This window comes from Xaviernesmea rhizosphaerae (assembly GCF_001938945.1).
Lineage (GTDB): Bacteria > Pseudomonadota > Alphaproteobacteria > Rhizobiales > Rhizobiaceae > Xaviernesmea > Xaviernesmea rhizosphaerae.
Map to the genome: position 1 here is coordinate 234,751 of NZ_MKIO01000021.1, position 26,327 is coordinate 261,077.

Annotated in this window: 23 protein-coding genes; 16 read left to right on the forward strand and 7 right to left on the reverse strand. The window is 64.5% G+C overall.

Going from position 1 to position 26,327, the window contains the following annotated elements; translation table 11 throughout:
• Window positions 1-27 precede the first annotated feature (27 nt).
• The 6 genes from BJF92_RS04835 (at window position 28) to BJF92_RS04860 (ending at window position 5,671) form a co-directional block, all read left to right on the forward strand.
• On the forward strand, window positions 28-306 hold the full coding sequence (locus tag BJF92_RS04835) for an acyl carrier protein (RefSeq protein WP_075626524.1): 279 nt from the start codon (window positions 28-30) through the stop codon (window positions 304-306).
• Between the two features lie 321 nt (window positions 307-627).
• Window positions 628-1,107: a 3-hydroxyacyl-ACP dehydratase FabZ family protein gene (locus BJF92_RS04840; protein WP_075633630.1), complete on the forward strand. Its 480-nt coding sequence runs from the start codon at window positions 628-630 to the stop codon at window positions 1,105-1,107.
• A 5-nt stretch (window positions 1,108-1,112) separates the two neighbouring features.
• A complete protein-coding gene (locus tag BJF92_RS04845; RefSeq protein WP_075633631.1) occupies window positions 1,113-2,351 on the forward strand; it encodes a beta-ketoacyl-ACP synthase in 1,239 nt (412 codons plus the stop codon).
• 2 nt (window positions 2,352-2,353) lie between these two features.
• A complete protein-coding gene (locus BJF92_RS04850; protein ID WP_075633632.1) occupies window positions 2,354-3,634 on the forward strand; it encodes a beta-ketoacyl-ACP synthase in 1,281 nt (426 codons plus the stop codon).
• 70 nt (window positions 3,635-3,704) lie between these two features.
• Window positions 3,705-4,730 (forward strand): zinc-binding dehydrogenase, encoded by a 1,026-nt coding sequence (locus BJF92_RS04855; protein ID WP_075633633.1) that lies wholly within the window; start codon window positions 3,705-3,707, stop codon window positions 4,728-4,730.
• Window positions 4,730-5,671: a lipid A biosynthesis lauroyl acyltransferase gene (locus tag BJF92_RS04860; protein ID WP_075633634.1), complete on the forward strand. Its 942-nt coding sequence runs from the start codon at window positions 4,730-4,732 to the stop codon at window positions 5,669-5,671. Before BJF92_RS04855 ends, BJF92_RS04860 begins: the two co-directional genes overlap by 1 nt.
• 100 nt (window positions 5,672-5,771) lie before the next feature.
• Here the strand turns inward: BJF92_RS04860 and BJF92_RS24970 are convergent, their stop codons facing one another.
• Window positions 5,772-6,083 carry a hypothetical protein gene (locus BJF92_RS24970; protein ID WP_143523894.1) on the reverse strand — a complete coding sequence of 104 codons (312 nt, stop codon included), beginning with the start codon at window positions 6,081-6,083 and terminating at the stop codon, window positions 5,772-5,774.
• Between the two features lie 323 nt (window positions 6,084-6,406).
• Here BJF92_RS24970 and gndA point away from each other — a divergent pair, with 323 nt between their 5' ends.
• Window positions 6,407-7,843, forward strand: a complete 1,437-nt coding sequence (gene gndA / locus BJF92_RS04870; protein ID WP_075633940.1) for an NADP-dependent phosphogluconate dehydrogenase — start codon at window positions 6,407-6,409, stop codon at window positions 7,841-7,843.
• A 119-nt stretch (window positions 7,844-7,962) separates the two neighbouring features.
• Here gndA and BJF92_RS04875 read toward each other — a convergent pair whose 3' ends face one another.
• The 3 genes from BJF92_RS04875 to BJF92_RS04885 all read right to left on the reverse strand — a co-directional run bounded on the left by BJF92_RS04875 (window position 7,963) and on the right by BJF92_RS04885 (window position 10,687).
• Window positions 7,963-8,961 (reverse strand): hypothetical protein, encoded by a 999-nt coding sequence (locus BJF92_RS04875; RefSeq protein ID WP_245294659.1) that lies wholly within the window; start codon window positions 8,959-8,961, stop codon window positions 7,963-7,965.
• A 256-nt stretch (window positions 8,962-9,217) separates the two neighbouring features.
• On the reverse strand, window positions 9,218-9,634 hold the full coding sequence (locus BJF92_RS04880; protein ID WP_075633637.1) for a DUF3024 domain-containing protein: 417 nt from the start codon (window positions 9,632-9,634) through the stop codon (window positions 9,218-9,220).
• Window positions 9,635-9,649: 15 nt separating this feature from the next.
• The gene (locus tag BJF92_RS04885; protein ID WP_075633638.1) at window positions 9,650-10,687 is read right to left on the reverse strand and encodes a LacI family transcriptional regulator; all 1,038 of its coding nucleotides are present in this window, start codon (window positions 10,685-10,687) and stop codon (window positions 9,650-9,652) included.
• Between the two features lie 415 nt (window positions 10,688-11,102).
• On the opposite strand from BJF92_RS04885, the gene BJF92_RS04890 reads away from it, so the two are divergent.
• The 8 genes from BJF92_RS04890 (at window position 11,103) to BJF92_RS04925 (ending at window position 21,918) form a co-directional block, all read left to right on the forward strand.
• Window positions 11,103-12,335 (forward strand): ABC transporter substrate-binding protein, encoded by a 1,233-nt coding sequence (locus BJF92_RS04890; RefSeq protein WP_075633639.1) that lies wholly within the window; start codon window positions 11,103-11,105, stop codon window positions 12,333-12,335.
• A gap of 172 nt (window positions 12,336-12,507) precedes the next feature.
• The gene (locus BJF92_RS04895; RefSeq protein ID WP_075633640.1) at window positions 12,508-13,410 is read left to right on the forward strand and encodes a carbohydrate ABC transporter permease; all 903 of its coding nucleotides are present in this window, start codon (window positions 12,508-12,510) and stop codon (window positions 13,408-13,410) included.
• Between the two features lie 106 nt (window positions 13,411-13,516).
• A complete protein-coding gene (locus tag BJF92_RS04900; RefSeq protein ID WP_425356376.1) occupies window positions 13,517-14,344 on the forward strand; it encodes a carbohydrate ABC transporter permease in 828 nt (275 codons plus the stop codon).
• Window positions 14,345-14,350: 6 nt separating this feature from the next.
• On the forward strand, window positions 14,351-15,439 hold the full coding sequence (locus BJF92_RS04905) for an ABC transporter ATP-binding protein (RefSeq protein WP_075633642.1): 1,089 nt from the start codon (window positions 14,351-14,353) through the stop codon (window positions 15,437-15,439).
• Between the two features lie 12 nt (window positions 15,440-15,451).
• Entirely contained in the window at window positions 15,452-17,944 is a 2,493-nt protein-coding gene (locus BJF92_RS04910) for a beta-mannosidase (RefSeq protein WP_075633643.1), read from the forward strand.
• Between the two features lie 169 nt (window positions 17,945-18,113).
• Complete coding sequence (locus BJF92_RS04915; protein WP_075633644.1) at window positions 18,114-18,878, forward strand: sugar phosphate isomerase/epimerase family protein; 765 nt, start codon at window positions 18,114-18,116, stop codon at window positions 18,876-18,878.
• Window positions 18,879-18,975: 97 nt separating this feature from the next.
• The gene (locus BJF92_RS04920) at window positions 18,976-20,124 is read left to right on the forward strand and encodes a Gfo/Idh/MocA family protein (RefSeq protein WP_075633645.1); all 1,149 of its coding nucleotides are present in this window, start codon (window positions 18,976-18,978) and stop codon (window positions 20,122-20,124) included.
• Window positions 20,125-20,289: 165 nt separating this feature from the next.
• A complete protein-coding gene (locus BJF92_RS04925; RefSeq protein ID WP_143523895.1) occupies window positions 20,290-21,918 on the forward strand; it encodes a glycoside hydrolase family 43 protein in 1,629 nt (542 codons plus the stop codon).
• A 15-nt stretch (window positions 21,919-21,933) separates the two neighbouring features.
• On the opposite strand, the gene BJF92_RS04930 is transcribed toward BJF92_RS04925, so the two are convergent.
• Complete coding sequence (locus tag BJF92_RS04930; RefSeq protein WP_075633646.1) at window positions 21,934-23,859, reverse strand: O-linked N-acetylglucosamine transferase, SPINDLY family protein; 1,926 nt, start codon at window positions 23,857-23,859, stop codon at window positions 21,934-21,936.
• 475 nt (window positions 23,860-24,334) lie between these two features.
• Between BJF92_RS04930 and BJF92_RS04935 the strand changes: the two genes are divergently transcribed.
• A complete protein-coding gene (locus tag BJF92_RS04935; RefSeq protein ID WP_075633647.1) occupies window positions 24,335-24,769 on the forward strand; it encodes a Fur family transcriptional regulator in 435 nt (144 codons plus the stop codon).
• Between the two features lie 104 nt (window positions 24,770-24,873).
• Here the strand turns inward: BJF92_RS04935 and BJF92_RS04940 are convergent, their stop codons facing one another.
• The gene (locus tag BJF92_RS04940) at window positions 24,874-25,407 is read right to left on the reverse strand and encodes a gamma carbonic anhydrase family protein (RefSeq protein WP_075633648.1); all 534 of its coding nucleotides are present in this window, start codon (window positions 25,405-25,407) and stop codon (window positions 24,874-24,876) included.
• A gap of 11 nt (window positions 25,408-25,418) precedes the next feature.
• Window positions 25,419-26,105: a fumarylacetoacetate hydrolase family protein gene (locus BJF92_RS04945; protein WP_075633649.1), complete on the reverse strand. Its 687-nt coding sequence runs from the start codon at window positions 26,103-26,105 to the stop codon at window positions 25,419-25,421.
• Between the last annotated feature and the right edge of the window lie 222 nt (window positions 26,106-26,327).

A 26,327-nucleotide genomic window follows, 5' to 3' on the forward strand; every position in this document is an offset into this window, starting at 1 on the left:
AATGCGAGATAACGAAGAGGTTTGAGCGTGACTGCAACATTTGACAAGGTCGCCGATATCATCGCCGAAACGAGCGAAATCGACCGCGAGACCATCACCCCCGAAAGCCACACGATCGACGACCTGGGCATCGACAGCCTGGATTTCCTCGACATCGTTTTCGCGATCGACAAGGAATTCGGCATCAAGATCCCGCTCGAGCAGTGGACGCAGGACGTCAACGAAGGCAAGGTTTCGACCGAGGAATACTTCGTCCTGAAGAACCTCTGCGCCAAGATCGACGCGCTGCGCGCCGCCAAGGGCTGAGCGCGGGCGCTGCAGCCGGCCTGCCGGACAGGCGCCGGCTTGACAGGCTGCCCTCCGCTTTCCTAGAGCAGGACGCTCCCGGACAGTGCGGACTGCCATCGCAAGCCTCGCATGGCGGCCTGCGCTGGCGTTTACACGCTGTTCGGCGGACAAATTTCTCATCCTTGACGGCGGCGCCATCGGCATCGCCGTTTTTCAGCGTTAAGGCGCCTTGAGCTTCCACCTGCGCAAGCCGAAGGCGAAGAATGTTGTGCTGCCTCTGGCTTGGCCCCGGTTCCTGCCCGGATGCCGGACCGGAGGGCGCAACGGGATCGGACCCGCATGCTTCTCGAATATTTCCAGATGATCGACCGTGTGGAAACGGCGGATGCCGAGGCCGGCGTGCTGACGGCGCACTCCACCGTGCCGATGCAGAGCCCCGTGTTCGATGGCCATTTTCCCGGCTATCCGCTGGTTCCCGGCGTGCTGCTGATCGAGACCATGGCCCAGGCCTCCGGCCTTCTGGTGCTGGCCAAGACCGGCTTTTCGGCCATGCCCTTTCTGATGTCGGTGGATGGCGCCAAGCTGCGCAGCTTCGTCGAGCCGGGCGCCGAGCTTTCGATCGAGGCGCGCCTCGAACATGATGGCTCCGGCTTTGCCGTGACCAAGGCGAGGATCGAGGTTAGCGGCCGCAAGGTGGCGGACGCCCAGCTCAAGCTCAAGACAGTTTCGTTCGATCAGGTGCCGCTCGGCCCCGCCGTTCTGGCGCGGGCCGAGGAAATCGGCCTTCAGGCTGCGCTTGCCGCCGCCCAAGGAGCTTAACATCCATGACGCAGACGGATAGCACGCAGACGGACACGAGGCAGGCGGGCAGGGATGTCGTCATCACCGGCATCGGCATCGTCACCAGCCAGGGTGTCGGCATCGCGCCGCATCGCGCGCTGCTGACGGCGCCCGTGGCGCCCGAGCCGGTGGTCGAGCTGGAAAAGCTCGCCCCCTATCCCGTGCATCCGCTGCCGGCGATCGACTGGTCGCAGCAGATCCCCAAGCGCGGCGACCAACGGCAGATGGAGAACTGGCAGCGGCTCGGTGTCTTCACCGCCGGGCTGGCGCTGGAGGATGCCGGCCTGAAGGACGACACCGACGCCTGCGGCAGCATGGACATGATCGTGGCCGCCGGCGGTGGCGAGCGCGACATCAAGGTGGACAGCTTGATCGTCGACGAGGCCTTGAAGCGCAACGATCGCGAGCAGCTTCTCAACGAAAAGCTGACAACCGAACTGCGCCCCACTCTGTTCCTGGCTCAGCTTTCCAATCTGATGGCCGGCAATATCTCCATCGTCCACAAGGTCACGGGCTCCTCGCGAACCTTCATGGGCGAGGAAGCCGCCGGGATTTCGGCCGTCGAAACAGCCTTCCACCGCATCCGCGCCGGGCAGTCGACCCACACGCTGGTGGGCGGCGCCTTCAGCGCCGAGCGGGCGGACATGCTGCTGCTGGTCGAGGCGATCGGCGCGCACAGCCTCCATCGCTGGCTGCCGCTCTGGTCGCGCGCGGAAGGCGAGGGCGGTGGCATGATCATGGGCACCGTCGGCGCCTTTCTGGTGCTGGAATCGCGGGCGCATGCCCAGGCGCGCGGCGCGCAGATCTATGCCCAGATTTCAGAGATTGCCGGGGATCGCGGCCTGCGCGACGAAGGGCGGATGGAACGCCGGCTGGAGCGCCTGCTGGAACCGGCAAAGGGTGAGGGTGGCGAGACGCTGATCTTCTCCGGCGCCAGCGGCATGGTCGCCCTGGCCGAACGCGAAAAGTCCGTTCTCGACCATGTCCTGCCCGGCGCGGCCCTTCGCGCCTATGGCGGGCTTGCCGGCCATTCGCTGGAGGCGCAGTTCCCGCTCGGCCTGGCGCTGGCCGCGCTCGCGCTCCAGTGCGGCGCCCGCGTGCCGCCCTTCGATCCGGCCGAGACCGCGATGGCCGCGCCGGCCAGCCGCGCCGTCGTCACCACGGTCGGCCATCAGCGCGGCGAGGGTGTCGCGCTGCTCGTTGCCGAAGCTCAGGAGGCTTGATCATGCGTGCCACCCGTGACCATCTTGGCCGGCCGCTCGTCGCGGTGACCGGCATGGGCGTGATGACCTCGCTCGGCCAGGGCCTTGCCGACAACTGGCGCGCGCTGACCGACGGCGTGTCGGGCATCCACGCCGTTTCCCGCTTCCCGACCGACGGCCTTTCCACCCGCATCGCCGGCACCGTCGATTTCCTCGATCTTCCCCTGCAGAATGCCGTGGAGCGCTCCTATGCCATGGCCCGGGAAACGACGATCGAAGCTCTGGCACAGGCGGGGATGTCCAGCGATTTCAACGGACCGCTGTTTCTCGCGGCCCCGCCGATCGAGCCGGAGTGGAGCGCGCGCTTCGCGCTCGCCGACCGCGCCGGCCCCTCGCAAAAGCCTGATGACGCCTATGACCGCTTTCTCGCGGCGATGCGCGAACGGCCAGATCCCGCCTTTCACGAGGCGGCCCTGTTCGGCGCCGTGTCCGAGCGTCTGGCCGACCGTTTCGGTACGCGCGGCCTGCCGGTGACGCTGTCGACCGCCTGCGCCTCCGGCGCGACCGCGATCCAGCTCGGCGTCGAGGCGATTCGCCAGGGCCGCACCGACCGTGCCCTGACCGTGGCGACCGACGGGTCCGTCAGCGCGGAATCGCTCATTCGCTTCGCGCTGCTCTCCGCGCTCTCGACCCAGAACGATCCGCCGCAGCGCGCCTCCAAGCCCTTTACCCGGGATCGCGACGGCTTCGTCATCGCGGAAGGCGCTGCCACACTCGTTCTCGAATCGCTGGAAGCGGCGCTAAGCCGCGGCGCGCGCGTCTATGGGATCCTCAAGGGCTGCGGCGAAAAGGCGGACCTGTTCCACCGCACGCGCTCCTCGCCCGATGGCGGGCCCGCCATTGCCACGATCCGCGCGGCGCTCGAGGATGCCGGCCTTGCCGAGGATGCGATCGGCTATATCAACGCCCATGGCACCTCGACGCCCGAGAACGACAAGATGGAATATGGCGCGATGTCGGCGGTGTTCGCCGATGGGCTGGCCGCGATCCCGGTCTCGTCCAACAAGTCGATGATCGGTCATACGCTGACGGCAGCCGGCGCGGTCGAGGCGGTGTTTTCGCTGCAGACGATGCAGACGGGAACCTTGCCGCCGACCATCAACTATCTCAATCCCGATCCGGCGATCGTTCTCGATGTCGTGCCCAACGTCAAACGCGACGCGCAGGTGACGGCCGTCCTGTCGAATTCCTTCGGTTTCGGCGGGCAGAATGCCAGCCTGGTCATGACCGCAGAGCCCGCCTGAGCTCCCGATAAAAGCGAGCGGACGCGCGGCTTTCGCGACGTTCGCCACAACACGTTCAAAGGACATGCCTATGCGCGCGCTCCAGCTTCTCGACGACCGCAAGCTTGAGGTCACAGACCTTCCCGAGCCGCCGGCCCCCGGCGCAGGCGAGGTGACGCTGCGCGTCAAGGCCGTCGCGCTCAACCATATCGACGTCTGGGGCTGGCGTGGCATGGCCTTTGCCAAGCGCAAGATGCCGCTCGTCATCGGCGCCGAGGCCGCCGGCGTGGTCGAAGAGATCGGGCCCGGCGTCGCCAATGTGATTCCGGGCCAGCTCGTGTCGATCTATGGCGCGCGCACCTGCGGCCTCTGCCGGCCCTGCCGCGAAGGCCGCGACAATCTCTGCGAGCATGTCTCCGGCGTCCATGGTTTCCATCTCGATGGCTTCGCCCAGGAAAAGGTGAACCTGCCGGCCCGCCTGCTGGTCCCCGCGCCGCCCGGCGTCGATGCGATCGGCGCGGCGCTGGCGCCCGTCACCTTCGGCACGGTCGAGCACATGCTGTTCGACAATGCCAAGCTGGAGCCCGGCGAGACCATCCTCGTCCATGCGGGCGGATCGGGCATCGGCACCGCTGCCATCCAGCTTGCCAAGAAGATGGGCTGCACTGTCATCACCACCGTCGGCTCGGACGACAAGATCGAGAAGGCGAGGGCGCTCGGCGCCGATCATGTGATCAACTACCGCACGGACCGCTTCGAAGGCGTGGTGCGCAAGCTCACCCGCAAGAAGGGCGTCGACGTGGTGTTCGAGCATGTCGGCAAGGATACCTGGGCCGGCTCCATGCTCTGCCTGAAGCGCGGCGGCCGGCTGGTCACCTGCGGCTCGACCTCGGGCGTGTCGACCGAGATGAACCTGATGATGCTGTTCCAGCAGCAGTTGAAGCTGCTCGGCTCCTTCGGCTGCCGGATGGAGAACATGGCGGATGCCATGCAGAAGATGGCGCGCGGCCTGGTCCATCCCGTGATCGACACCCAGGTCGGCTTCGACGATATCGAGCGGGCGCTGGAGCGCATGGAAGGGCGCCAGGTCTTCGGCAAGATCGTGCTGGCTTTCTGATGAGCCCTGTGCGCCAGATCCTCACCCGGCTCGTGCTCGGTGCGCGCCGGGCCCGCGCGTGGACGATCGCGCAGCTGGCCTTCCTGCCGCTGGTGCTGATGAAGCTTCTGCCTGCGGACACCGCGCTCAATCTGATGGATTGGCTGGCGCGCAAGATCGGGCCGCGGCTGAAGCGGCACCGGCTGATCATGATCAATCTGCGCAACGCCTTTCCGGAAAAGAGCGCGGCGGAGATCGAGGCAATCGCGCTGGAAAGCTGGGGCAGCATCGGCCGGATGGCGGCCGAATATGTGTTTCTCGACGAGCTGTTCGATTTTGACCCGGACAAGCCGGGCGGCCGGGTCGAGGTCGTCGGCATCCCGCAGTTTCTGGAGCTGCGCGACCGGCCGCGCCCCTTCATCGTCTTTACAGCGCATACGGGCAATTTCGAGATGCTGCCCGTGGCCGGCTCGGCCTTCGGGCTGGATGTCACCGTGCTGTTTCGCCCGCCGAACAATCCCTACATGGCCGAGAAGATCTTCGATTTCCGCCAGAAGCGCATGGGCACGCTGGTGCCCTCGCATGCCGGATCGTCCTTCGCGCTGGCCCGTCAGCTCGAGCGGGGCGGGGGCATCGGCGTGCTCGTCGATCAGAAGTTCAAGAAGGGCCTGCACACGCAGTTCTTCGGCCAGAAGGTCCAGACCAATCCCCTGCTGGCCAAGCTCGTCCGCCAGTTCGGCTGCGATGTCTATCCCGCCCGCTGCGTCCGGCTGCCCGGTAACCGCTACCGCCTGGAGCTGGAACCGCCCATCGCGATTCCGCTCAAGCCGGAAGGAGCGGTCGATGTCGAGGCGACGGCGCAGCTTCTCAACGACAAGGTCGAGCAATGGGTGCGTGAATATCCGGGCCAGTGGCTCTGGTATCATGACCGCTGGCGGATCAGGCGCAATCTCAAGCTGTAAGTGATGCATCCTCTGTTGCAAATCAGGTGTTGCTTGGCTATAGGCGGCGTTTAGGCCACGGCATGGGGAGTGCCAAGGGGGAGAGCGGCAGATGGTTGCGTCACTGATCAAGTCTTTCTGGCGCAACCAGGCCGAGCTGAGCCAGGCAATCCTTTCTCAGGATGAGGCCGAAGTGGCGCGGCTCGATGCCGGCGCGCGGGTGCTTCTCCGCTCGATTGTCGATGCCACGCGTCTCGATCCGATCGAGGGTCGCCTGCAAATCGTCTTCCTCCTCGATTTCATCCGTTTCCATGCGGACGATCCACATGTCGTGGTGGAATGCACCGGCCACCTCGAAAGGCTGCTGCTGAGGCGTGACGCTCCGTGCGAGGCGGGCCTGCTCCCCGCGCACAATCCGGTCCCCCGCAAGCATCGGAGCGTACCGGACGGCGCCTTTCTGCAGTCCTGATCCGGCTCTCGATCGTCGCGCTTTCGGCTGATCGCGCCGGCGCCGCCGCCGTCCTTGTCTGCGAGAGGCGGCATCGGGACCGGGGCGCATTCGGCGCGGCTATGCCAAGAATCGCTTGAGCTTAGCCGGGCGAGATGCCAGAAATCCCCGTCGCTCTCCTGGCGCGGCGCGCGCGCCATCGTTCCGGATTGCCCGCCCGCCAGGAAAGGCGACATGCGGCGCCACAAGCCCTCATCGCGGGTGGGACAGGAGGTGCGCCGTATCCCCGTTCAATGGAGGCATTTCAAGTGGCACAAGCGGAAATCGGACTGATCGGCCTTGGGGTGATGGGCTCGAACCTGGCCCTCAACATTGCCGAGAAGGGCAATACGATTGCGGTGTTCAACCGGACGCCACAGCGCACCGAAGAATTCTTCCACGAGGCGGGCGATCTTCAGGATCGCGTGATCGCCTGCAAGACGATCGAGGAATTCGTCGCGGCGATCAAGCCGCCGCGGCCGATCATCATCATGATCAAGGCCGGCGATGCCGTGGACCAGCAGATGGAGCTGCTCAAGCCCTATCTGGAGGCGCATGACATCATGATCGATGCCGGCAACGCCAATTTCCGCGACACCATGCGCCGTTTCGACGCGCTCAAGGATTCCGAGCTGACCTTCATCGGCATGGGCGTGTCCGGTGGCGAGGAGGGCGCGCGCAAGGGGCCGTCGATCATGGTCGGCGGGACCGAGGAGTCGTGGAAGCGCGTCGAAAAGGTGCTGACCTCGATCGCGGCCACCTATAATGGCGATCCCTGCGTTGCCTGGCTCGGCGAGAACGGCGCCGGACACTTCGTCAAGACCATCCATAACGGCATCGAATATGCCGACATGCAGATGATCGCCGAGATCTACGGCATCCTGCGCGATGGCCTGAAGATGGAGGCCAAGGAGATCGGCGAGGTCTTCGGCCGCTGGAACAAGGGCCGGCTGAACTCCTTCCTGATCGAGATCACCGAAACCGTTCTCAACGCCAATGATCCGCTGACGGGCGGGCCGATCGTCGATGTGATCCTCGATCGCGCCGGCCAGAAGGGCACGGGCAAGTGGTCGGTGATCGAGGCGCAGAACATGAGCGTGCCGGCCACCGGCATCGAAGCTGCCGTAGCTGCCCGCAGCCTCTCCTCGATGAAGGACGAACGCGTGGCGGCCGAAGGCATTCTCGGCCTGCCGGGCGCAGCGCTGGAGATCGCCGACCGGACGGCGTTCCTCGCCGATCTCGAAAGCGCGCTGCTGGCCGCCAAGATCGGCGCCTATGCCCAGGGCTTCGCCGTCATGGCCGCCGCCTCCAAGGAGTTCGGCTGGAACCTGCCCATGCCGACGATTGCCCGGATCTGGCGCGCCGGCTGCATCATCCGCTCGCAATTCCTCGACGAGATCACCAAGGCCTTCACCGACAGGCCGGATGCCGCCAACCTGATCGTCACCCCGGCTTTCGCCACCATGGTTCAGGAAACCGACGGGGCGCTGCGCCGCGTGGTCTCGGCGGCCGTGCTCGCCGGTCTGCCGGTTCCAGCACTCGCCTCCGCGCTCGGCTATTTCGACAGCTACCGCCGCGGCCGCGGCACGGCGAACATGATCCAGGCCCAGCGCGACTTCTTCGGCGCCCATGGCTATGACCGCGTCGACGGCCAGGATTCGCATCACGGCCCCTGGGGCAGCGGGCTGGTGTCCGAGCGGTCCTGAGACGAGGAAGAGAGCAGATGCCGGGCCTGCGCCCGGCATCTGCCGCACATGAGTGCCCGGTCGGACGTTTTTCTGCATGGCAAGGCAGCTCAATCAGACTGACGTGCCACGGTCTTCGATCAATCGTCCGATGCCATCTCTGCTGCGGTCAACCGTTCGATAAAGCGCGCCTTCTGCGCGTGGCGCTTGCGGATCGCCATCAGTCTGAGCCTGAAATCCGCTGCCTCTGCCTTTTCGGCCGCAAGCGCTTTCAGATCCTGTAACAGGGCGATGGCCTTCGCATAGCCCGAGGCGTTGCGCCGGGCGATCTCCTCCTCGACATCGCGCCAGACGGCCTCGCCCCTTGCGGCAACGGCGCGGATACGCTCTCGACGCTGCTTTTCGATCTCTTCCATCGCGCGTTTGCGCTTGACGGCCTCCGCTTTAGCGCATGCCTGTTGCCGATCGAGGCGATGGCTCTCTGCGCGTGTGCGCAGCATGCCGACCGTGCGGAGCGCCTGACGCTGCGGCGTTTTCCCAAGCGCCGAGGTGGAGCTCAGTCTACGCTTGAGGTCTGTTCTGGCATGCGGGTCGCCCTCGAGGAAGCGGACCAGGAATGCCGTCCTGTCCTCATCGGAGAGAGCGGCCACCGCCTTGTCCCAATCCTGAGATGTCGCTGTCTGCGCCGCACCGCCTTCGGCCGCCGCCTGCAAGAGGTCTTCGTCCAGCCGCAGCAATGTGGCAAGCGCCGTTAGCAGTGGTGTCAGGGGTCCGACACCCAGGCGTGGCTCGACGGCATCATCCTCATAGGCGCCATCCTCGACGGCTTTCAGCCAAAGGAGGTAAAAGAGCCGCAGGTCGCCATCGATCAGATCCGTTCGTAAGGACACGAAGGATGCAAGCATACCCGCTTCCTCCTCCTCGGCGTATTCGTCCAATGTGTCTTCGTCCTCGGGGTCGTCATCGCTGACAATGTCGAAGATGACATTTTCTCCGGCCTTGCGAACCGTCACCCAGTCGATCTCGTCGAGAAAGGGCCCGAGGGCCGAAACATCGATGAAGCGATTGGGGACACGCAGCATAAGGCGGCGCGTTCCCCAATTGGCGTAGTAGAGGTGAAGATCGAACCAGCGCGCCATGAACTCCGCCGGGTCGCCTTTCAAATCTCCCCATCCATAGGTGTTGACGAAGCGCGTGTCCGTGATCGTCGCCCGGGTGGATATGGCTCTGAGAGCCTGCTTGTCGCTGCGTCCGAGCGGCCGGTCGATGGCCAGGAATTCGTAATATTGATATTCGCTCATTCGGGATCGTCGGAGGTTGGAGAATGGTGCGCTGGATTATTCTTTGTGCATCGGATTTTCCTGAAAGAGGGAGTCGGCTTTCGGTCCCATGGTTTCATACCGGATGCAAATGGCCGTCCGTCTCAAGGAGCTTCAGCGCCTGAGCGAGAGTGACACCGCTGTGCAGCCGCCACCACGTTCCCGTATGCCGCATCCACTGGATATCGAATTGATCCGGGCCCACCCTGTCGAGGCGGGCGAAGGGCGCATCGAAGTCCTCGCCGAGATTGTCCGCCATGCCCGAGCGATAGCGTTGGAGAAAGCGATAGCGTCCCCCGCGCCAGTCGCCGTGGATGTCGATCGGATAGTTCCATTCCGTCGGTCGGATCTCCGGCAGGAAGCGGGGCTTCAGAACATCCCGGATAAAGGCTTCGCAGGCATGGATGATGGCCTGTTTCTCCGCATCATCGACCGCCGGCGGGCGTGGAGGACGTAAAGAGCGTTGCCATGTTTTCTGGCTTTTCCTGGCCATTGGTCATTTCCCCTGCTATCCCTGACCACCACCCCCGCTGAAGCTCAGGCTTTGCAGCGTTTCCACCGGACGTCCGGCGATCCGGCCGAGCACGGCTTTGGCCAGCTCCCGGCCTGCCAGCCGGATGTCTTCGTGGATGGTGATCACTTGCGGTCGAAGCCAGCCCAGCACATCGCTCGGCACTTTCGAGACCATATCGATCTGCCGGCCGAGCTGCAGCCCGGCGCTTTCCAGGGCCGCAATCACGGCGATCGCGCTGGCCGCGCTGCTGGAGACGATGCCATCGGGAAGATTCGGCTGGCGCAGGCGCGCCTCGAAGGCCGCGCGGATGGTGACCAGGCTGTCGTCGATATCGGCGGCGCTGAAGGGCACGGCCTCCAGACCCTTTTCCGCGATCGCCCGGTCGAAACCCGCGCGCATGTGGCGGTGGAAGGTGAGGTGCGGCGGCGGTTCCAGAAGCAGGATGCGGCGCCGGCCGAGTGCGGCGAGGCGACAGACCGCCTCATAGGCGAAATGCTCGTTGTCGAAATCGTGGAAGGGATGGGCAAAGCCCATATCCGTCCGCCCATGGGTGGCGAAGGGGAAGTTTCGCTCCATCATCAGAGCGATGCGCGCATCGCGCGGCTCCGTGCGCGACAGGATGATACCATCGGCCGCGCCCGTCTCCAGCACATAGCGCACCGGGGCGAAGCTGTCGCCCGAGGCGCTGTAGGGTGTGACGACCAGGTGATAGGGCGTGTCGCGCAGAACCTCTGAAATGCCGATGACGATCGGGCTGGTCAGGCCCATCACCTCTTCTTCCAGCGAAAGGATCAGGCTGATGACATTGGTCTTGCCGGTGCGCAGGCGAACCCCGGCCCGGTTCGGCTGGTAACCGATCTGGCGCGCCACAAGCTGCACCCGCGCCTTGGTGTCGGCGCCGATGTCGGGTGCATCCTTCAAAGCGCGCGAGACCGTGGTGATCCCCAGCCCCGTCATATAGGCGATGGTCTTGAGCGTGGGACGGGGCGCCGTCTGTGCGCTCGTGTCCAAGCCTCTTTTGGTCTCGTCCATGAATTTCGATTCCGCTCGCAATCGAGGTTCGATCGGCTTTTCGTCACCGTCACATGAACCCGCAAATGCCGGTCTCCGCAAGGGTGGCCGCACCATCGCGAATGAACAGACTGAAACGATGTAGTGGCTTTGTCGAGCATTTTCTTTGTCAGTCCTACACGCTCCGGATGCGGTCTTTGTTTCGCGCATGCAAAGTCACAGCGTGTGCTTTTGCGCTCTTTCATTGTCCGGATAAAGTTAAATTCACTCGAATAAACGCCGATTTGCGATGCTGCGGCGCAATTTCGGCTTTCTGGCAAAACGTCTTGAAATTGCATTTTTGACTCTCGAGAAAATAACCAAATCGTGCGGTTGCCAGCGGCAACAAGTTTCAGTAGCTTCCCTACGGCAACGTTACAGTGAGGGAGGAGACTCAATGACTTTGCGTATTTTGGCTGCCGTAATGGCGGCAAGCGTCGCTCTGCCGCTGGCTTCAGCCAGGGCGACCGATCTCGAAGTGACGCATTGGTGGACGTCGGGCGGGGAGGCTGCGGCGGTTGCCGAGCTGGCCAAGGCCTTTGACGCGACCGGAAACAAGTGGATTGACGGCGCCATCGCAGGATCGGGCGGCACGGCGCGGCCGATCATGGTCAGCCGCATCACCGGCGGCGACCCGATGGGTGCGACGCAGTTCAACCATGGCCGCCAGGCGGAGGAGCTTGTACAGGCCGGGCTGATGCGGGACCTGAGCGATGTCGCCGAGAAGGAGAAGTGGAAGGACATCATCCGCCCGGCGAGCCTGCTCGACAGCTGCACCATCGACGGCAAGATCTATTGCGCGCCGGTCAATATCCATTCCTGGCAGTGGCTGTGGCTCTCGGCCGACGCGTTCAAGAAGGCCGGCGTCGGCATGCCGAAGAACTGGAACGAGTTCGTGGCGGCCGCCCCGGCGCTGGAAAAGGCCGGCATCGTGCCGCTCGCGCTCGGCGGTCAGGCCTGGCAGTCCGCCGGCCTGTTCGACGTGCTGCTGATCTCGCTCGGCGGCAAGGACCTCTATGAGAAGGTCTATGCTCAGAAGGATGCGGACGCGATTTCCGGGCCGGAAATGGCCGCCGTCTTCAAGGCTGCCGACGATGCCCGCCGCATGTCGAAGGGCACCAACGTGCAGGACTGGAACCAGGCGACCAACATGGTCATCACCGGCAAGGCCGGCGGCCAGGTCATGGGCGACTGGGCGCAGGGCGAATTCGCGCTCGCCGGCAAGAAGGCGGGCACGGATTATGCCTGCCTGCCGGGGCTGGGCGTCAACGAATACATCACCACCGGCGGTGACGCCTTCTACTTTCCGCTCTTGAAGGACGAGGCCAAGAGCAAGGCGCAGGCCGCACTCGCCTCCACCCTGCTGAACCCGGCCACGCAGGTCGCCTTCAACCTCAAGAAGGGCTCGCTGCCGGTGCGCGGCGATGTCGATCTGGCGGCCGCCAATGACTGCATGAAGAAGGGTCTCGACATCCTGGCCAAGGGCAATGTGCTCAAGAGCACGGACGAGCTGATGTCCGCCGACATCCAGAAGCAGAAGGAAGACCTGTTCGCGGAGTTCTTCTCCTCCTCGATGAGCGCCGCCGACGCGCAGAAGCGCTTCGCCAAGATCATCGCCTCGGCCGACTGAGGCCTTCTCCTGCCCGGAGCCGGCCTGGCCGGCTTCGGCGCCGCCCGCGCGCGCAGGCGATGCGGGCGGCGGATCATACGCCCTGATGCTTCCGGCCTGCGCCCTTTCACGGCGTGGCGAAGGCGATGGGCGGCCATGCCCTCGAGACATGCGCGCAAGGAGACGCTTTGCCATGACGGGTCAGACTATTGCCCGCCGGCCGAACCAGCTGTTTCGCAATCTGAATGCGAAGATCGCCTCCATCCCGATGATCCTCACCGCCGTGGTGATCTTTCTCGGAGGCACGCTCTGGACGGTCGTCTATTCCTTTACCAATTCCAAGTTGCTGCCGCGGCTGTCCTTTGTCGGCTTCGACCAGTATGAGCGCCTCTGGGCCGCCACGCGCTGGACCGTGTCGATCACCAATCTGGCGATCTATGGCGTGTTGACGCTGATCTTCAGCCTGGTGATCGGCTTCGTGCTGGCCGCGCTGATGGATCAGAAGATCCGGTTCGAGAATACGTTCCGCACGATCTTTCTCTATCCCTTCGCTCTGTCCTTCATCGTCACCGGCCTCGTCTGGCAATGGGTGCTCAATCCCGAATTCGGCATCCAGTCGGTCGTGCGCTCGCTCGGCTGGACGAGCTTCACCTTCGATCCGCTCTACAATGCCGACATCGTCATCTACGGCATCCTGATCGCCGGGCTCTGGCAGGGCACGGGCCTCGTCATGTGCCTGATGCTGGCCGGCCTGCGCGGTATTGACGGCGAGATCTGGAAGGCGGCGCGCGTGGACGGCATTCCCACCTGGAAGACCTATCTCTTCATCGTCATCCCGATGATGCGCGCGGTCTTCGTCACGACGCTCGTCATCATCGCGTCGGGCATCGTGCGCGTCTACGATCTGGTGGTCGCGCAAACGAGCGGCGGGCCGGGCATCGCCTCGGAAGTGCCGGCGAAATATGTCTACGACTACATGTTCCAGGCGCAGAACCTCGGCCAGGGCTTCGCCGCCTCCACCATGATGCTGGTCACCGTTGCCATCATCATCGTTCCCTGGGCCTATCTCGAATTCGGAGGGAAGAAGCGTGGCTAATCCCGGTTCCCTCGCCATCACAGTCGCCGGCGCCGATGCCGTGCGCGACGAACTGTCCGGCCCGCGCGGCCGCCGCCCGCAGCGCAGCTTTTCCGGCCGCAACATCATGATCTACGGAACGCTGCTGATCGCTGCGCTCTATTATCTGCTGCCGCTTTACGTCATGGTCGTTACCTCGCTGAAGGGAATGCCGGAAATCCGGCTCGGCAACATCTTCTCCCCGCCTGTCGAAATCACCTTCGAGCCCTGGGCCAAGGCCTGGGCCAGCGCCTGCACGGGGCTGAATTGCGATGGACTGTCGCGCGGGTTCTGGAACTCGGTGCGCATCACCATTCCCTCGACGGTGATCTCGATCGCGATCGCCTCGATCAATGGCTATGCACTGGCAAACTGGCGCTTCAAGGGGTCGGAGGTGTTCTTCACCATCCTGATCGTCGGCGCGTTCATCCCCTATCAGGTGATGATCTACCCGATCGTCATCGTTCTCAGGGAAATGGGCATCTACGGCACGCTCACCGGCCTCGTGATCGTCCATACGATCTTCGGCATGCCGATCCTGACACTGCTCTTCCGCAACTATTTCGTCTCGCTGCCGGAAGAGCTGTTCAAGGCCGCGCGCATCGACGGGGCCGGTTTCTGGACGATCTACCTGAAGATCATGCTGCCCATGTCGCTGCCGATCTTTGTCGTCGCGATGATCCTGCAGATCACCGGCATCTGGAACGACTTCCTGTTCGGCGTCGTCTTCACCCGCCCGGAATATTACCCGATGACCGTGCAGCTCAACAATATCGTCAACTCCGTCCAGGGGGTGAAGGAATACAACGTCAACATGGCGGCGACGATCCTGACCGGTGCGGTTCCGCTCTTCGTCTATTTCGTCTCCGGACGTCTGTTCGTGCGCGGCATCGCCGCCGGCGCCGTGAAAGGCTGATCTCTCATGACTTCAAGCGTATCCATCAGAGACCTGTCGCTGAACTTCGGTGCCGTCAGCGTGCTCCAGCATCTCGATCTGGAAATTGCCGATGGCGAGTTCCTCGTGCTTCTCGGTGCGTCGGGCTGCGGCAAGTCCACCCTTCTCAACTGCATCGCCGGCCTGCTCGATATTTCCGACGGCCAGATCTTCATCAAGGGAAAGAACGTTACCTGGGAGGAGCCGAAGGACCGTGGCATCGGCATGGTGTTCCAGTCCTATGCGCTCTATCCGCAGATGACGGTGGAGAAAAACCTGTCCTTCGGCCTGCAGGTGGCCAAGGTGCCGCAGGTCGAGATCGACAAGCGCGTGGCCCGCGCCGCCGAGATCCTGCAGATCCAGCCGCTTCTGAAGCGCAAGCCGGCGGAGCTGTCGGGCGGCCAGCGCCAGCGCGTGGCGATCGGCCGGGCGCTGGTACGCGATGTCGACGTCTTCCTGTTCGACGAGCCGCTCTCCAACCTCGATGCCAAGCTGCGCTCGGAGCTGCGCGTCGAGATCAAGCGCCTGCACCAGTCGCTGAAGAACACGATGATCTACGTCACCCACGACCAGATCGAGGCGCTGACGCTCGCCGACCGCATCGCCGTGATGAAAGGCGGCGTCATCCAGCAGCTTGCCGACCCCATGACCATCTACGGCACGCCGGAAAACCTGTTCGTGGCCGGCTTCATCGGCTCGCCCTCGATGAATTTCTTCCGCGGCAGCATCGGCCGCAAGGACGGCCGGCCCGTGGTCGATGTCGGCGGCGTGGCCTTCGATCTGTCGCGCTACCCTTCGCGCGCGCCGCTGAAGGACGGTCAGGCCGTGGTGCTCGGCGTTCGGCCGGAACATATCCGCGTCGATGAGCCGGTGGAGGGGCTGGTCAGCCATCCGGCTACCGTCGAGATCGAGGAGCCGATGGGGGCCGACAATCTTCTCTGGCTGAAGCTTGCGGGCCAGCCCATTTCCGTGCGCATTGCCGGCCAGCGCCGTTATGCGCCGAACACGCCCGTCACCCTCGGCTTCGACATGGCCAGCGCCTCGCTGTTCGATGCCGGGACTGAAAACAGACTTTGAACGGATCTCCCAATGTCCCTCGAAACCTCCACCGCCCGGCCGGTGACCATCGATCTCGCCGGCGCCTGGGAACTTTCCAGCGCCGATGGAAAGCATCAGAACACCATCCGGCTTCCCGGCGATGTTCATAGTGCGCTGGCGGATGCCGGCATCATTCCCGAGCCCTATCACGGCCGCAACGAGGCGGAGATCCAGTGGGTCGCGCAGGAGGACTGGGTGTTCGAGCGCAGCGTCGAGATCGACGCCGACGTGCTGGATGGCCCCTGGTACCTGGACCTCGAAAGCCTCGACACCGTCGCTTCGGTCTTCGTCAACGACCAGCTGGTGCTGGAGGCGGACAACAGCTTCCGGCGCTATCGGCCGGATGTCGGCGGCGTCCTGAAGGCCGGTGCCAACCGGATCCGCATCGTCATCCGTTCGGCGATCGCGGCCGGCGCGGAACTGCAGGCGGCGCAGCCCTTCTATGTGCCCGTCCAGGAGCTGAACTCGCCGATCCCCAACGGCAATATGCTGCGCAAGGTGCAATGCCATTTCGGCTGGGACTGGAACATCGCCATCGCCCCGCTCGGCGTCTATGGCACCCTGGCGCTGCGCCGGCTCGCGCCCGCACGCATCGAACATGTGCAGACCCAGCAGATTCCGCGCGCCGATGGCGGCGTCGATCTCCTGGTCAAGGCGACGCTGTTTGCCGAAGCCCCTTGCGTCGTGGGCGTCGATTTCGGTCTCGACGGCAAGAATGACCATGTCGATTGCGCGCTCGGCGCGGGCGAGACGGTGGTCTCCCAGGTCTTCACCATTGCCGAGCCGCGGCTGTGGTGGCCGGCCGGCAGCGGCGAACAGGCGCTCTATGCGCTGACGGTGACGGTTGCGGGCGAGACCGTCCGCCGCCAGATCGGCATCCGCACGGCGGAGCTTTTGACCGATGCCGATGCCGCCGGTTCGCGTTTCGCGCTCCGCGTCAACGGGCGCGAGATCTTCTGCCGGGGGGCAAACTGGATCCCGGCCGATGCGCTGATGTCGCGCGCCACGCCGGAGGCGACCGAGGACCTGCTGCGCTCGGCCGTCGACGCCAATATGAACATGATCCGGGTCTGGGGCGGCGGCTTCTATGAGGCCGACTGGTTCTATGATCTGTGCGACCGGCTGGGCCTGATGGTCTGGCAGGATTTCATGTTCGCCTGCAACCTTTATCCCTCCACGCCGGACTTCCTCGCCAATGTCGAGGCGGAGGTGGATTATCAGGTGCGCCGGCTCGGCTCCCATCCCTCGATCGTGCTCTGGTGCGGCGACAATGAGCTGGTGGGCGCGCTGACCTGGTTCCCCGAAAGCCGCAAGGACCGCGACCGCTATCTCGTTTCCTACGACCGGCTGAACCGCACGATCGAGGTGGCGATGAAGAAGGCGGCACCGGATCTGATCTGGTGGCCCTCCAGCCCGTCGCCGGGCTATCTGAACTTCGGCGATGCCTGGCATGCCGACGGCTCCGGCGACATGCACTACTGGTCCGTCTGGCACGAGAACAAGAGCTTCGACAATTACCGCACGGTGCGGCCGCGCTTCTGCTCGGAATTCGGCTTCCAGTCCTACACCTCCATGCCGATCGTGCGGCAGTTCGCCGAGAAGAAGGACCTGAACATCGCCTCGCCGGTGATGGAGGTGCACCAGAAGAATGTCGGCGGCAATGAGCGCATTGCCGGCACCATGTTCCGCTATTTCCGCTTCCCGCGCGATTTCGAGAGCTTCGTCTATGTCAGCCAGATCCAGCAGGGTCTGGCGATCCGCACAGCCGTGGAATATTGGCGCTCGCTGAAACCCCATTGCATGGGCACGCTCTACTGGCAGCTCAACGATACTTGGCCCGTCGCCTCCTGGTCGAGCCTCGACTATGGCGGCAATTGGAAGGCGATGCATTACATGGTGCGCCGCTTCTTCCAGCCGGTGGCCGTCGCCGTCATTCCCGCCGAGGACAAGGAAACTCTTGCCTTTTCCATGGTGAACGACACGGCCGAGCCCGTGACGATCGCGCTGGAAACCTTCCTCGTCTCGCTCTCCGGCGAGCGGCAGCCGCTGATGGCGGTGGCCGGCACCTGCGGGCCCGATGCGGCAGCGACGCTGACGACGATCTCCGACCGCGACATTCCCGCAGATCATCTCCTGTTCTGGCGCTTCACCGCCTCGAACGGCATGAGCGGCGAGGGGCATCACGTTCTCTCCACCTACAAGGCGCTGGAGCTGCAGCCCTCGGGCCTTTCGGTCACGCCCAGGGCGCTCGGTGACGGCTCTTGCGAGCTGACGGTGACATCGGCCGGGCTGGCGCTGCACGTCATGATCGAGGCCGACAGGGAAGGGCGCTATTCCGACAATGCCTTCGACCTGACGGCCGGCGACAGCCGGACGATCCGCTTCACGCCAAGGGCAGCCGGCGAGGGCATGCCCGTGTTCCACGCCTATGATCTGCAGGCATCCTATGCGGCGGAGGCACCGGCGCGGGTCGCGGCGGCTTAGATCTGACAGTTTACCCCGATGGCCGGGCATGCCGCAAAGGCGGCCCGGCCCTGCGGATGGCGGGAGGAGATCGCCATCCGCCTTTAATTTTCGCGTGATTTTCGCGGTCCGGCTCCGGGGCTTCACCCGCCGTCGGCTCCGCAGGCTTTCATGAACAGGAGGATTTTCCATGCAGGCCATCAGCTTCCAGCTTTACAGCGCACGCAATTTTCAGCCCTTTTCCGAGGTGTTCAAGACGATCGCGGCGGCCGGCTATACGCAGGTCGAAGGCTATGGCGCGCTCTATGCCGAACTTGACGATCAGGCCCTGTCCGCCTTCAAGGCCGATCTGGACGCCAATGGCCTGACAATGCCGAGCGCGCATTTCAGCCTGGCCATGCTGGAGACCAATCCGGCGCGCGCCGTGGAGATCGCCAAGGCAATCGGTATCGAGGCGGTCTTCTGCCCGCATATCATGCCCGAGGACCGGCCGACCGATGCGCAGGGCTGGCACGATTTCGGCAAGCGGCTCGAGGCGGCGGGCGCGCCGCTGGTGGAGGCCGGCCATTCCTTCGGCTGGCACAATCACGACTTCGAATTCGTCGCCTTGCCCACCGGCGAAATCCCGATGGAGCTGATTTTCCAGGGCGGGCCGAGCCTGCGCTGGGAGGCTGATATCGCCTGGGTGGTGCGCGGCGGCGGCGATCCCTTCGACTGGATCGACCGCTATGGCAGCCGCATCAGTGCTGTTCACGTCAAGGATATCGCGCCGGCCGGCGAGGCGGCGGATGAGGATGGCTGGGCCGATGTCGGTCACGGCACGGTCGATTGGCCGCGTCTCTTCCCGATTCTCGAAGCCACGCCGGCGAAGTATTTCGTCGTCGAGCACGACAATCCGAAGGATCTCCAGCGTTTCGCCAATCGTTCGATCGCCTCGATCCGCACCTACGGCTGACGGGCCGCTTCCCTCGACACGCGTTCTTCTCCCCATTTCTTCGCGGTCCGGCACCTGACTTTACCCAGGTGTCCGGCCGCTTCAGAAGGCACATTCCATGACGACTGCATCTGACACACGCGAGCTTGGCGTCGGCATCATCGGCTGCGGCAATATCTCGACCACCTATTTCAAGCTGGCGCCGCTGTTTCGCGGCATCAAGGTTCTCGCCTGCGCTGATATCAACATGGGCGCGGCCGAGGCCCGGGCCGAGGAATTCGGCGTCGAGGCGCAGACGATCGACGCGCTGCTCGCCAATCCGGCGATCGACATCATCGTCAACCTGACGATCCCGGACGCGCATTTTCCGGTCTCCAAGGCGATCCTCGAAGCAGGCAAGCATGTCTATTCCGAAAAGCCGCTGGTGCTTTCGCTGGAGCAGGGCGAAACCCTGCGCGGCCTTGCCACGGCCAAGGGCCTTAAGGTCGGCTGCGCGCCGGATACCTTCCTGGGCGGCGCCCACCAGCTGGCGCGCCACCTGATCGACGAGGGTCGCGTCGGCCGGGTGACCTCGGGCACCTGCCATGTGATGAGCCCGGGCATGGAGATGTGGCACCCCAATCCCGATTTCTTCTTCCTGCCCGGCGGCGGCCCGGTGCTCGATCTCGGCCCCTATTACATCGCCAATCTGATCAACCTGATCGGCCCGGTCAGACGCGTGGGCGCCATGACCTCGATGGCCAACCCGACCCGCACCATCACCAGCGAGCCGCGCAAGGGCGAGGTGATCCCGGTCAAGACCCCGACCACCATCCATGCGCTGCTGGAGTTCCAGAACGGGGCGACCATTACGCTGTCGGCAAGCTGGGATGTCTGGTCGCACCGCCACGCAAACATGGAGCTTTACGGCACCGAGGGCTCGCTCTTCGTGCCGGACCCGAATTTCTTCGGCGGCACCGTCCAGGCCAGCGGCCGCGACAAGGACATCCAGCCGGTCGAGATGTGGGACCATCCCTTTGCCGTGGCGAATTACGAGACCTCGCACGGGCCGATGGCCAATTACCGCACGGCGGGCCTGGCCGACATGGCGGTGGCCATCCTCGATGGGCGTGACGCCCGCTGCTCGCTGGAGCGCGCGCTGCATGGCGTCGATGTCATGGTCTCGGTCCTGAAATCAGGCGAAGAGGGCCGCTTCATCGATCTGACCACCACCTGCACCCAGCCGGCGGCGCTGAGCATCGAGGAGGCCACGGCGCTTCTGCGCTGATCGGCCTTGTCTGCTCGTTTCGGGCCGATGTTGCCTCTCATCACCGGGCGCCACGCAGGCCGCCCGGTGATATCAAAGCTTGAGTTTCCGCAGAATGTCCGGGCGCGATCACGGCCCGGGCAATCGTGCTGCCCCGGCGCGGGGCGTTTCCAAAGGTTGATCTCCATGTCCCTGATCCAGAACCCGATCCTGCCCGGCTTCAATCCGGACCCCTCGATCTGCCGCGTCGGCGAGGACTATTACATCGCTACCTCGACCTTCGAGTGGTTTCCCGGCGTGCAGATCCATCACTCGCGCGATCTCGTCTCCTGGACCCTTCTGACACGGCCGCTCACCCGCGCGAGCCAGCTCGACATGCGCGGCAATCCCGACAGCTGCGGCATCTGGGCGCCGTGCCTGTCCTATGCCGATGGTCTGTTCTGGCTCGTCTATACCGATGTCAAGCGCTATGACGGCAGCTTCAAGGATGCGCATAATTACATCGTCACCGCGCCGGCCATCGAAGGGCCCTGGTCCGATCCCGTCTATGTCAACTCCTCAGGTTTCGACCCCTCCCTGTTTCACGACGAGGACGGCCGCAAATGGTTCGTCAACATGCAGTGGAACCACCGGCCGGAAAGTCTCTTCGGCGTTGCCAACTCGCCGGCCTTCGACGGCATTATTCTGCAGGAATGGGATGCGCAGGCCGGAAAGCTCACCGGCCCGGTGCACAACATTTTCGCCGGCAGCGGGCTGGGGCTGGTGGAGGGCCCGCATCTCTTCAAGCGCAACGGCTTCTATTATCTGACGGTCGCCGAAGGCGGCACCGGCTATGACCATGCGGTGACCATGGCGCGGTCCCGCGCGATCGAGGGCCCCTATACGCTGCACCCCAATGCCCATCTGATCAGTTCGAAGGACGCGCCGGAGGCCGCGCTGCAGCGGGCCGGGCATGGGCAATATGTCGAGACGCCGGATGGCGAGATCTACCACACCCATCTGTGCGGCCGGCCCCTGCCGCCGCATCGCCGTTCGGCGCTGGGCCGGGAAACGGCATTGCAGAAATGCGTCTGGGGCGAAGATGGCTGGCTCTATCTCACGCAGGGCGGCATGGTGCCGGCGACAGAGGTCGAAGGTCCGGCGTTCGCCCCGGATGCGCCGGCGGCGGAGCGCGACCGCGAGGTCGTCACCCGTTTCGATGGCGCGACGCTGCCGATCGATTTCCAATGGCTGCGCACGCCATTCCCCGACCGGATCTTCTCCCTGACGGCCAATCCGGGCCATCTCCGGCTCTATGGCCGCGAGAGCATCGGCAGCTGGTTCGAGCAGGCGCTGGTTGCCCGCCGCCAGCAGCATCATCGTGTCAGGGTGGAGGTGGAGATCGCCTTCGAGCCCGAGCTCTATCAGCAGGTGGCGGGGCTCACGCATTATTATAACCGTCACAAGCTGCATGCGCTCGGCATCACCCGACACGAGCGACTCGGCCGGTGCCTGACCATCCTCTCCTGCCCCGGCGACTATCCCGAAAGCAGGCTGACCTTCCCGGCCGGTAGCGGCATCGCCGTGCCGGACGGTCCGCTGACGCTGGCCCTGGAGATCAATGGCAATGGCCTGCAATTCTTCTGGCGCGGCGCCGGAATGGGCGAATTCAGGGCCATCGGCCCCGAGCTCGACGCCAGCGTGATTTCCGACGAGGGAGGCCGCGGGGAGCATGGCTCCTTCACCGGCGCCTTCCTCGGCGTCTTCGCCTTCGACATATCGGGCCAGGCGCAGCCGGCCGATGTCAGCCGGTTCGTCTACCGTCCCCTGCCGTAAGAACCGGGGCCGTCTTCAAATCGGCCGAGTCGCGAAGGGCTCGGTGCGCGGCGGCAGGGCCGGCACGTCGAAATGGTCCGGCGCCTGTCCTGCCTGGGCCCGTTCGGCCATGGTGCGATAGGCCGTTTCCAGATGCCGGCAGAAGCGTTCGGCATCGAAGAGCGGCGCGCGGAAGCGCTGTTCCTGCAGATGCGCCTTGTAGCGCGCGATCTCTTCGGGCCGGGTTGTCAGCTCGATCGCTTTGGCAATGAAGTCGGCAGTGTCCTTGGCCACCAGTTCCGGCAAGCCGATCGCGCCGAGCAGGCTTTCCGACACGCGCGAGGCGAAGTTGGTGCCCTTGACGCTCAGCACCGGCAGGCCGGCCCAGAGCTGGTCCGAGGTGGTCGTGTGGCCATTATAGGGGAAGGTGTCCAGGGCGAGATCGGCCGCCTGCAGCCGGGCCAGATGGTCGGCATAGGCCATTTTCGGGGCGAAGAGGATCTGCGCCGCGTCCACGCCGCGGTCCGCCATGGCTTTCAGCACATTGGCGCGATGGGTCTCGCCGTCGATCATCATCCACAGCAGCGCATCCGGTGCGCCGCGAAGAATGGCGCTCCAGGCATCGATCACCGGGACGCTGATCTTGCGCGGCGTATTGAAGCTCGCAAAGACGAAGCGATCCCCCGGCAGTCCCACCTCCGCGCGCGACTTTGCCGCCGGCAGCGGCCGGTGCAGGGGATCGTTCGGCTGGTAGCTGTCCGGCAGCCGGCAGAATTTTTCATGATAGGACGGTCGCGCGCTACCCGGAAGGACGACCTTGTCGCCGATGACGTAGTCGCAATCGATATTGACGACGCTGCCGGGAAAGCCGAGCCACTCGACCTGAACCGGCGCGGCCATCTGATTGAGAATGCCCAGACGCGCATCGCTGGTCGGGCCCTTGAGATCGACAAGGATGTCGGTTTCGTTCTGCCGGATCAGGGTGGCGGCTTCCGCGTCGCTGAGCCCGATCAGCGACACGATCGGCCAGCCCCAGCGCTCCCGCCCGCCTTCATCGAAAGCCTTGAGATGGGGCGGCGTGTAGCAGTAGAGCGTGATCTCGAAGCGATCGCGGTCATGAAGCTCCAGCACGCGCTGGAACAGCGTCATCGTTGCGTGATGTTCCCAAAAGTCGCTGGAGAGATAGGCGATGCGGATCTTCTCTCCCCAGCGATGCGGCCGGGACCGGCGCTGACGCGCCAGAGCCGCCGGCGATATCTGCGCCGGTGCGCCATTGTTCGTCGCCAGGCGGTTGATCCGTTCATCGCCGCAATAGAGCAGATTGGCATAGGGCGACTCTCCGGCCAGCAGCTCGGCATCGCCAAGACGCAGGGCTTCGGCGATGCGCGCCTCTATTGCCGCGATCCGGTCGAAATCGCAGAAATTCCGGGCGACGAACAGAAGATTGAACAACCGATAGGGATCTTCCGGCGCGAGATCCGCATAGCGGCTGAAGATCGACAGCGTCGTCGGATTGTGTTCGTTCGACATGGCCAGATCGATCGCCAGGCTAAGATGCGCCTCTTCATCGCTGTCATGCAGCGACGGAAGGAAGACCTGGGCGAAGCGCGGATCGGGTCCCTTGCGGAAGGACTGGGCCAGCAGGAAGGCGATGTCGCGATCATGCGCCTTGCGCTCGAACAGCGTCATGCCATGAAGCTGACCGCGTGCCTCGTCGCCGGCCTTGAAGAACAGCTTGGCCGCGCGCAGCGTCAGGGCATCGTCCGCCTGGCTTTTTCCGAGCTCGGCCAGCAATTCGGCGGCATCCATGTCGAAGCCGAGCTTCTCGAACACATCCGAGAGCAGCAGCAGAACCTGCTGATCCCGCGTCTCGTCCATCAGGCCGTTCAGCACCATCAGGGCGTCGACATAGTCGCCAGCCTCGAAGGCCGAGCGCGCCTTTGCCAGTTCTGTCGTGATCATGCGTGCGTCTCCCTCGGACCCTTCCGCGACGGTGTCAGCGCGCAGACTGCGCCCCGGCGAGGGCGATGCCACGCAAGGGGGGCAGGCGCGGAAATCCGCCGGCGCCGGCCTCGCTGACCGGCTTGCGGGCAGGGGCGGCCTCTTGATGGGCACTATCACCGACGCTGCTTGTGTGAGGCTTCACTCTTTCGCCCGTGCGCCTCGCCATCAGGCCCTTGTTCTTGTCGGTAATGTTATTACATTATTGTCTTGAGCCAAGGCCTGTGCGATATCCGCTGCGGGGATCGGGCAGGCTTGAGAGGGATTTCGCCGGGTGGCGGATGCGGGCGTGGGGACGTGTCCAGCGCATCTCGCAAAGACTTGTCCTGCGAAAGCCTTGCCGTGCTAAAGCCTTGTCGTGCCCATGCGCGCGCCCCGCCTGCGCCTTTCAAGCCCATCGCAGCGCGCGATGACCACTCGCCCTGGGAGCCAGTCCATGACCGATCATTCCAAGCTGACCCGGAATCAGTCGCTTGTCGTTTCGGCGCTTCGGGAGTCCGACGCCCCGCTGTCGGCCTATATGATTCTCGACCGGCTGCGCGAGGACGGGTTCCGCGCCCCGCTTCAGGTGTATCGTGCCCTCGACAAGCTGATAGAGCGCGGTCTCGTGCATCGCCTGGAAAGCCTCAATGCCTTCGTAGCCTGCCGTCACGACCACAGCCATGGCCACAGCCACGGCCATCAGGGCGGCGTGGTCGCCTTCGCCATCTGCGAGGATTGCGGCAGCGTGGCCGAGATCGACGATCCCACGATCAATGCACGGCTGATGGCGCTGGCCACCGATCGCCATTTCAAGACCGAGAAGACCACGATCGAGATGCGAGGCCATTGCAGCGCCTGCGCGGGGGAAAGCCACACGCCCCAGGCCTGATCCGCCCTGCTTCTGGGGCCTTGTCCGACGCAGGGCAAGGCGAGGGCCGATTGCAATGGCGGCCCCTGCCGTCTCGATGCGACCCGCGAGGGCGCGGAGTAACGTCACTCTTCGATCAGCCGCATCTCCGACGCGAAGCGGCGCCAGTTGCCGACATAGCTGTCGGCCGAGGCCTTGAGTTTCGCCACGGCCGCTGCATCGAGCAGGCGTACGGCGCGGGCGGGCGCGCCGACGATCAGCGAATTGTCCTCGAAAACCTTGCCCTCCGTCACCAGCGCATTGGCGCCGACAAGGCAATTGCGTCCGAGAACGGCGCCGTTGAGGATCGTCGCGCCCATGCCGATCAGGCAATTGTCGCCGATGGTGCAGCCATGCACGATTGCCCGGTGGCCGATGGTGCAGCCTTCGCCGATGGTGACGGGAAAGCCGGCATCGACATGGAGCACGGCGCCTTCCTGGATATTGGAGCGGGCGCCGATGCGGATCGGCTCATTGTCGCCACGCAGCACCGCGCCGAACCAGATGCCGACCTCGTCGCCGAGCAGCACCTGGCCGATCACATGCGCATCCGGCGCGATCCAGAAGCGGCCAGCCTGCGGCAGGCTGGGCCGATGCGGCCCCAGGGCATAAAGCGGCATAAGCGCTCTCCTCAGGCAACCGTGACCGTGAGTTCGGGCAGGCCATCGATGCCGCAGCTCACGACATCGCCGCGCACAACCGGGCCGACGCCCGATGGCGTGCCAGTCATGATCAGATCGCCCGCGGCCAGCCGGAACAGCTTCGACAATTCGACGATGATCTCGGGCACCGACCAGGTCATGTCGCTCAGATGGCCTTCCTGGCGCAGGATATCGTTCTGGCTCAGCCAGATCCGCGCCTCAGGCGACGGCGAAACGGCATCAAGCGGAACGATCGGTCCGATCGGCGCGGACTGTTCAAAAGACTTGGCGGCGGCCCAGGGCTTGCCTGCCTTCTTCGCCTCGGCCTGCAGGTCGCGGCGGGTGAAGTCGATTCCGACGGCATGGCCGAAGATGCAGCCATTGGCGTCGTCAGGCGCGATATTCTCGCCGCCGTCCTTCAGCGCGACAACCAGTTCCACCTCGAAATGAACATCCGAGGAGCAGGCGGGATAGGGGAAATCCTGGCCGGCCGGCAGCGCATTGTCGGGGTTCTTCTGGAAGAAGAAGGGCGGCTCGCGCGTCGGATCCGAGCCCATCTCGCGGGCATGCGCCGCATAATTGCGGCCGACACAGTAGATCCGGCGCACCGGGAAAAGGGCCTGAGAGCCCGCAACGGGAAGCAGCACAGGGGCGGGCGGGGCAAAGACGGTCTGCATGGCGGGGTCCGATCGCTGAAATGACGCGCCATCGCCCTTCCGCAAGACCGGTCGGGACGACGGTTGGCTGTCATCCTTGCGATGAAGCGCCGTTGCATGCAACCGCAAACAGAGGCCCCGCGCACAAATTCCCGGCCGCATCTCATGGAACGTGTGCCCGGATTGCGCCTGCAGCATCGCCGCATGTGCCCGAAGCCTTTGCGGGGCTCCAGCGCCGCAATC

Coding starts and splice junctions, on each gene's coding strand:
- BJF92_RS04840 (WP_075633630.1), top strand. CDS start 628: ATGCTTCTCGAATATTTCCAGATGATCGACCGTGTGGAAACGGCGGAT.
- BJF92_RS04845 (WP_075633631.1), top strand. CDS start 1,113: ATGACGCAGACGGATAGCACGCAGACGGACACGAGGCAGGCGGGCAGG.
- BJF92_RS04850 (WP_075633632.1), top strand. CDS start 2,354: ATGCGTGCCACCCGTGACCATCTTGGCCGGCCGCTCGTCGCGGTGACC.
- BJF92_RS04855 (WP_075633633.1), top strand. CDS start 3,705: ATGCGCGCGCTCCAGCTTCTCGACGACCGCAAGCTTGAGGTCACAGAC.
- BJF92_RS04860 (WP_075633634.1), top strand. CDS start 4,730: ATGAGCCCTGTGCGCCAGATCCTCACCCGGCTCGTGCTCGGTGCGCGC.
- BJF92_RS24970 (WP_143523894.1), bottom strand. CDS start 6,083: ATGCTTGCGGGGGACCGGATTGTGCGCGGGGAGCAGGCCCGCCTCGCA.
- BJF92_RS04875 (WP_245294659.1), bottom strand. CDS start 8,961: ATGGCGCGCTGGTTCGATCTTCACCTCTACTACGCCAATTGGGGAACG.
- BJF92_RS04880 (WP_075633637.1), bottom strand. CDS start 9,634: ATGGCCAGGAAAAGCCAGAAAACATGGCAACGCTCTTTACGTCCTCCA.
- BJF92_RS04885 (WP_075633638.1), bottom strand. CDS start 10,687: ATGGACGAGACCAAAAGAGGCTTGGACACGAGCGCACAGACGGCGCCC.
- BJF92_RS04890 (WP_075633639.1), top strand. CDS start 11,103: ATGACTTTGCGTATTTTGGCTGCCGTAATGGCGGCAAGCGTCGCTCTG.
- BJF92_RS04895 (WP_075633640.1), top strand. CDS start 12,508: ATGACGGGTCAGACTATTGCCCGCCGGCCGAACCAGCTGTTTCGCAAT.
- BJF92_RS04900 (WP_425356376.1), top strand. CDS start 13,517: ATGATCTACGGAACGCTGCTGATCGCTGCGCTCTATTATCTGCTGCCG.
- BJF92_RS04905 (WP_075633642.1), top strand. CDS start 14,351: ATGACTTCAAGCGTATCCATCAGAGACCTGTCGCTGAACTTCGGTGCC.
- BJF92_RS04910 (WP_075633643.1), top strand. CDS start 15,452: ATGTCCCTCGAAACCTCCACCGCCCGGCCGGTGACCATCGATCTCGCC.
- BJF92_RS04915 (WP_075633644.1), top strand. CDS start 18,114: ATGCAGGCCATCAGCTTCCAGCTTTACAGCGCACGCAATTTTCAGCCC.
- BJF92_RS04920 (WP_075633645.1), top strand. CDS start 18,976: ATGACGACTGCATCTGACACACGCGAGCTTGGCGTCGGCATCATCGGC.
- BJF92_RS04925 (WP_143523895.1), top strand. CDS start 20,290: ATGTCCCTGATCCAGAACCCGATCCTGCCCGGCTTCAATCCGGACCCC.
- BJF92_RS04930 (WP_075633646.1), bottom strand. CDS start 23,859: ATGATCACGACAGAACTGGCAAAGGCGCGCTCGGCCTTCGAGGCTGGC.
- BJF92_RS04935 (WP_075633647.1), top strand. CDS start 24,335: ATGACCGATCATTCCAAGCTGACCCGGAATCAGTCGCTTGTCGTTTCG.
- BJF92_RS04940 (WP_075633648.1), bottom strand. CDS start 25,407: ATGCCGCTTTATGCCCTGGGGCCGCATCGGCCCAGCCTGCCGCAGGCT.
- BJF92_RS04945 (WP_075633649.1), bottom strand. CDS start 26,105: ATGCAGACCGTCTTTGCCCCGCCCGCCCCTGTGCTGCTTCCCGTTGCG.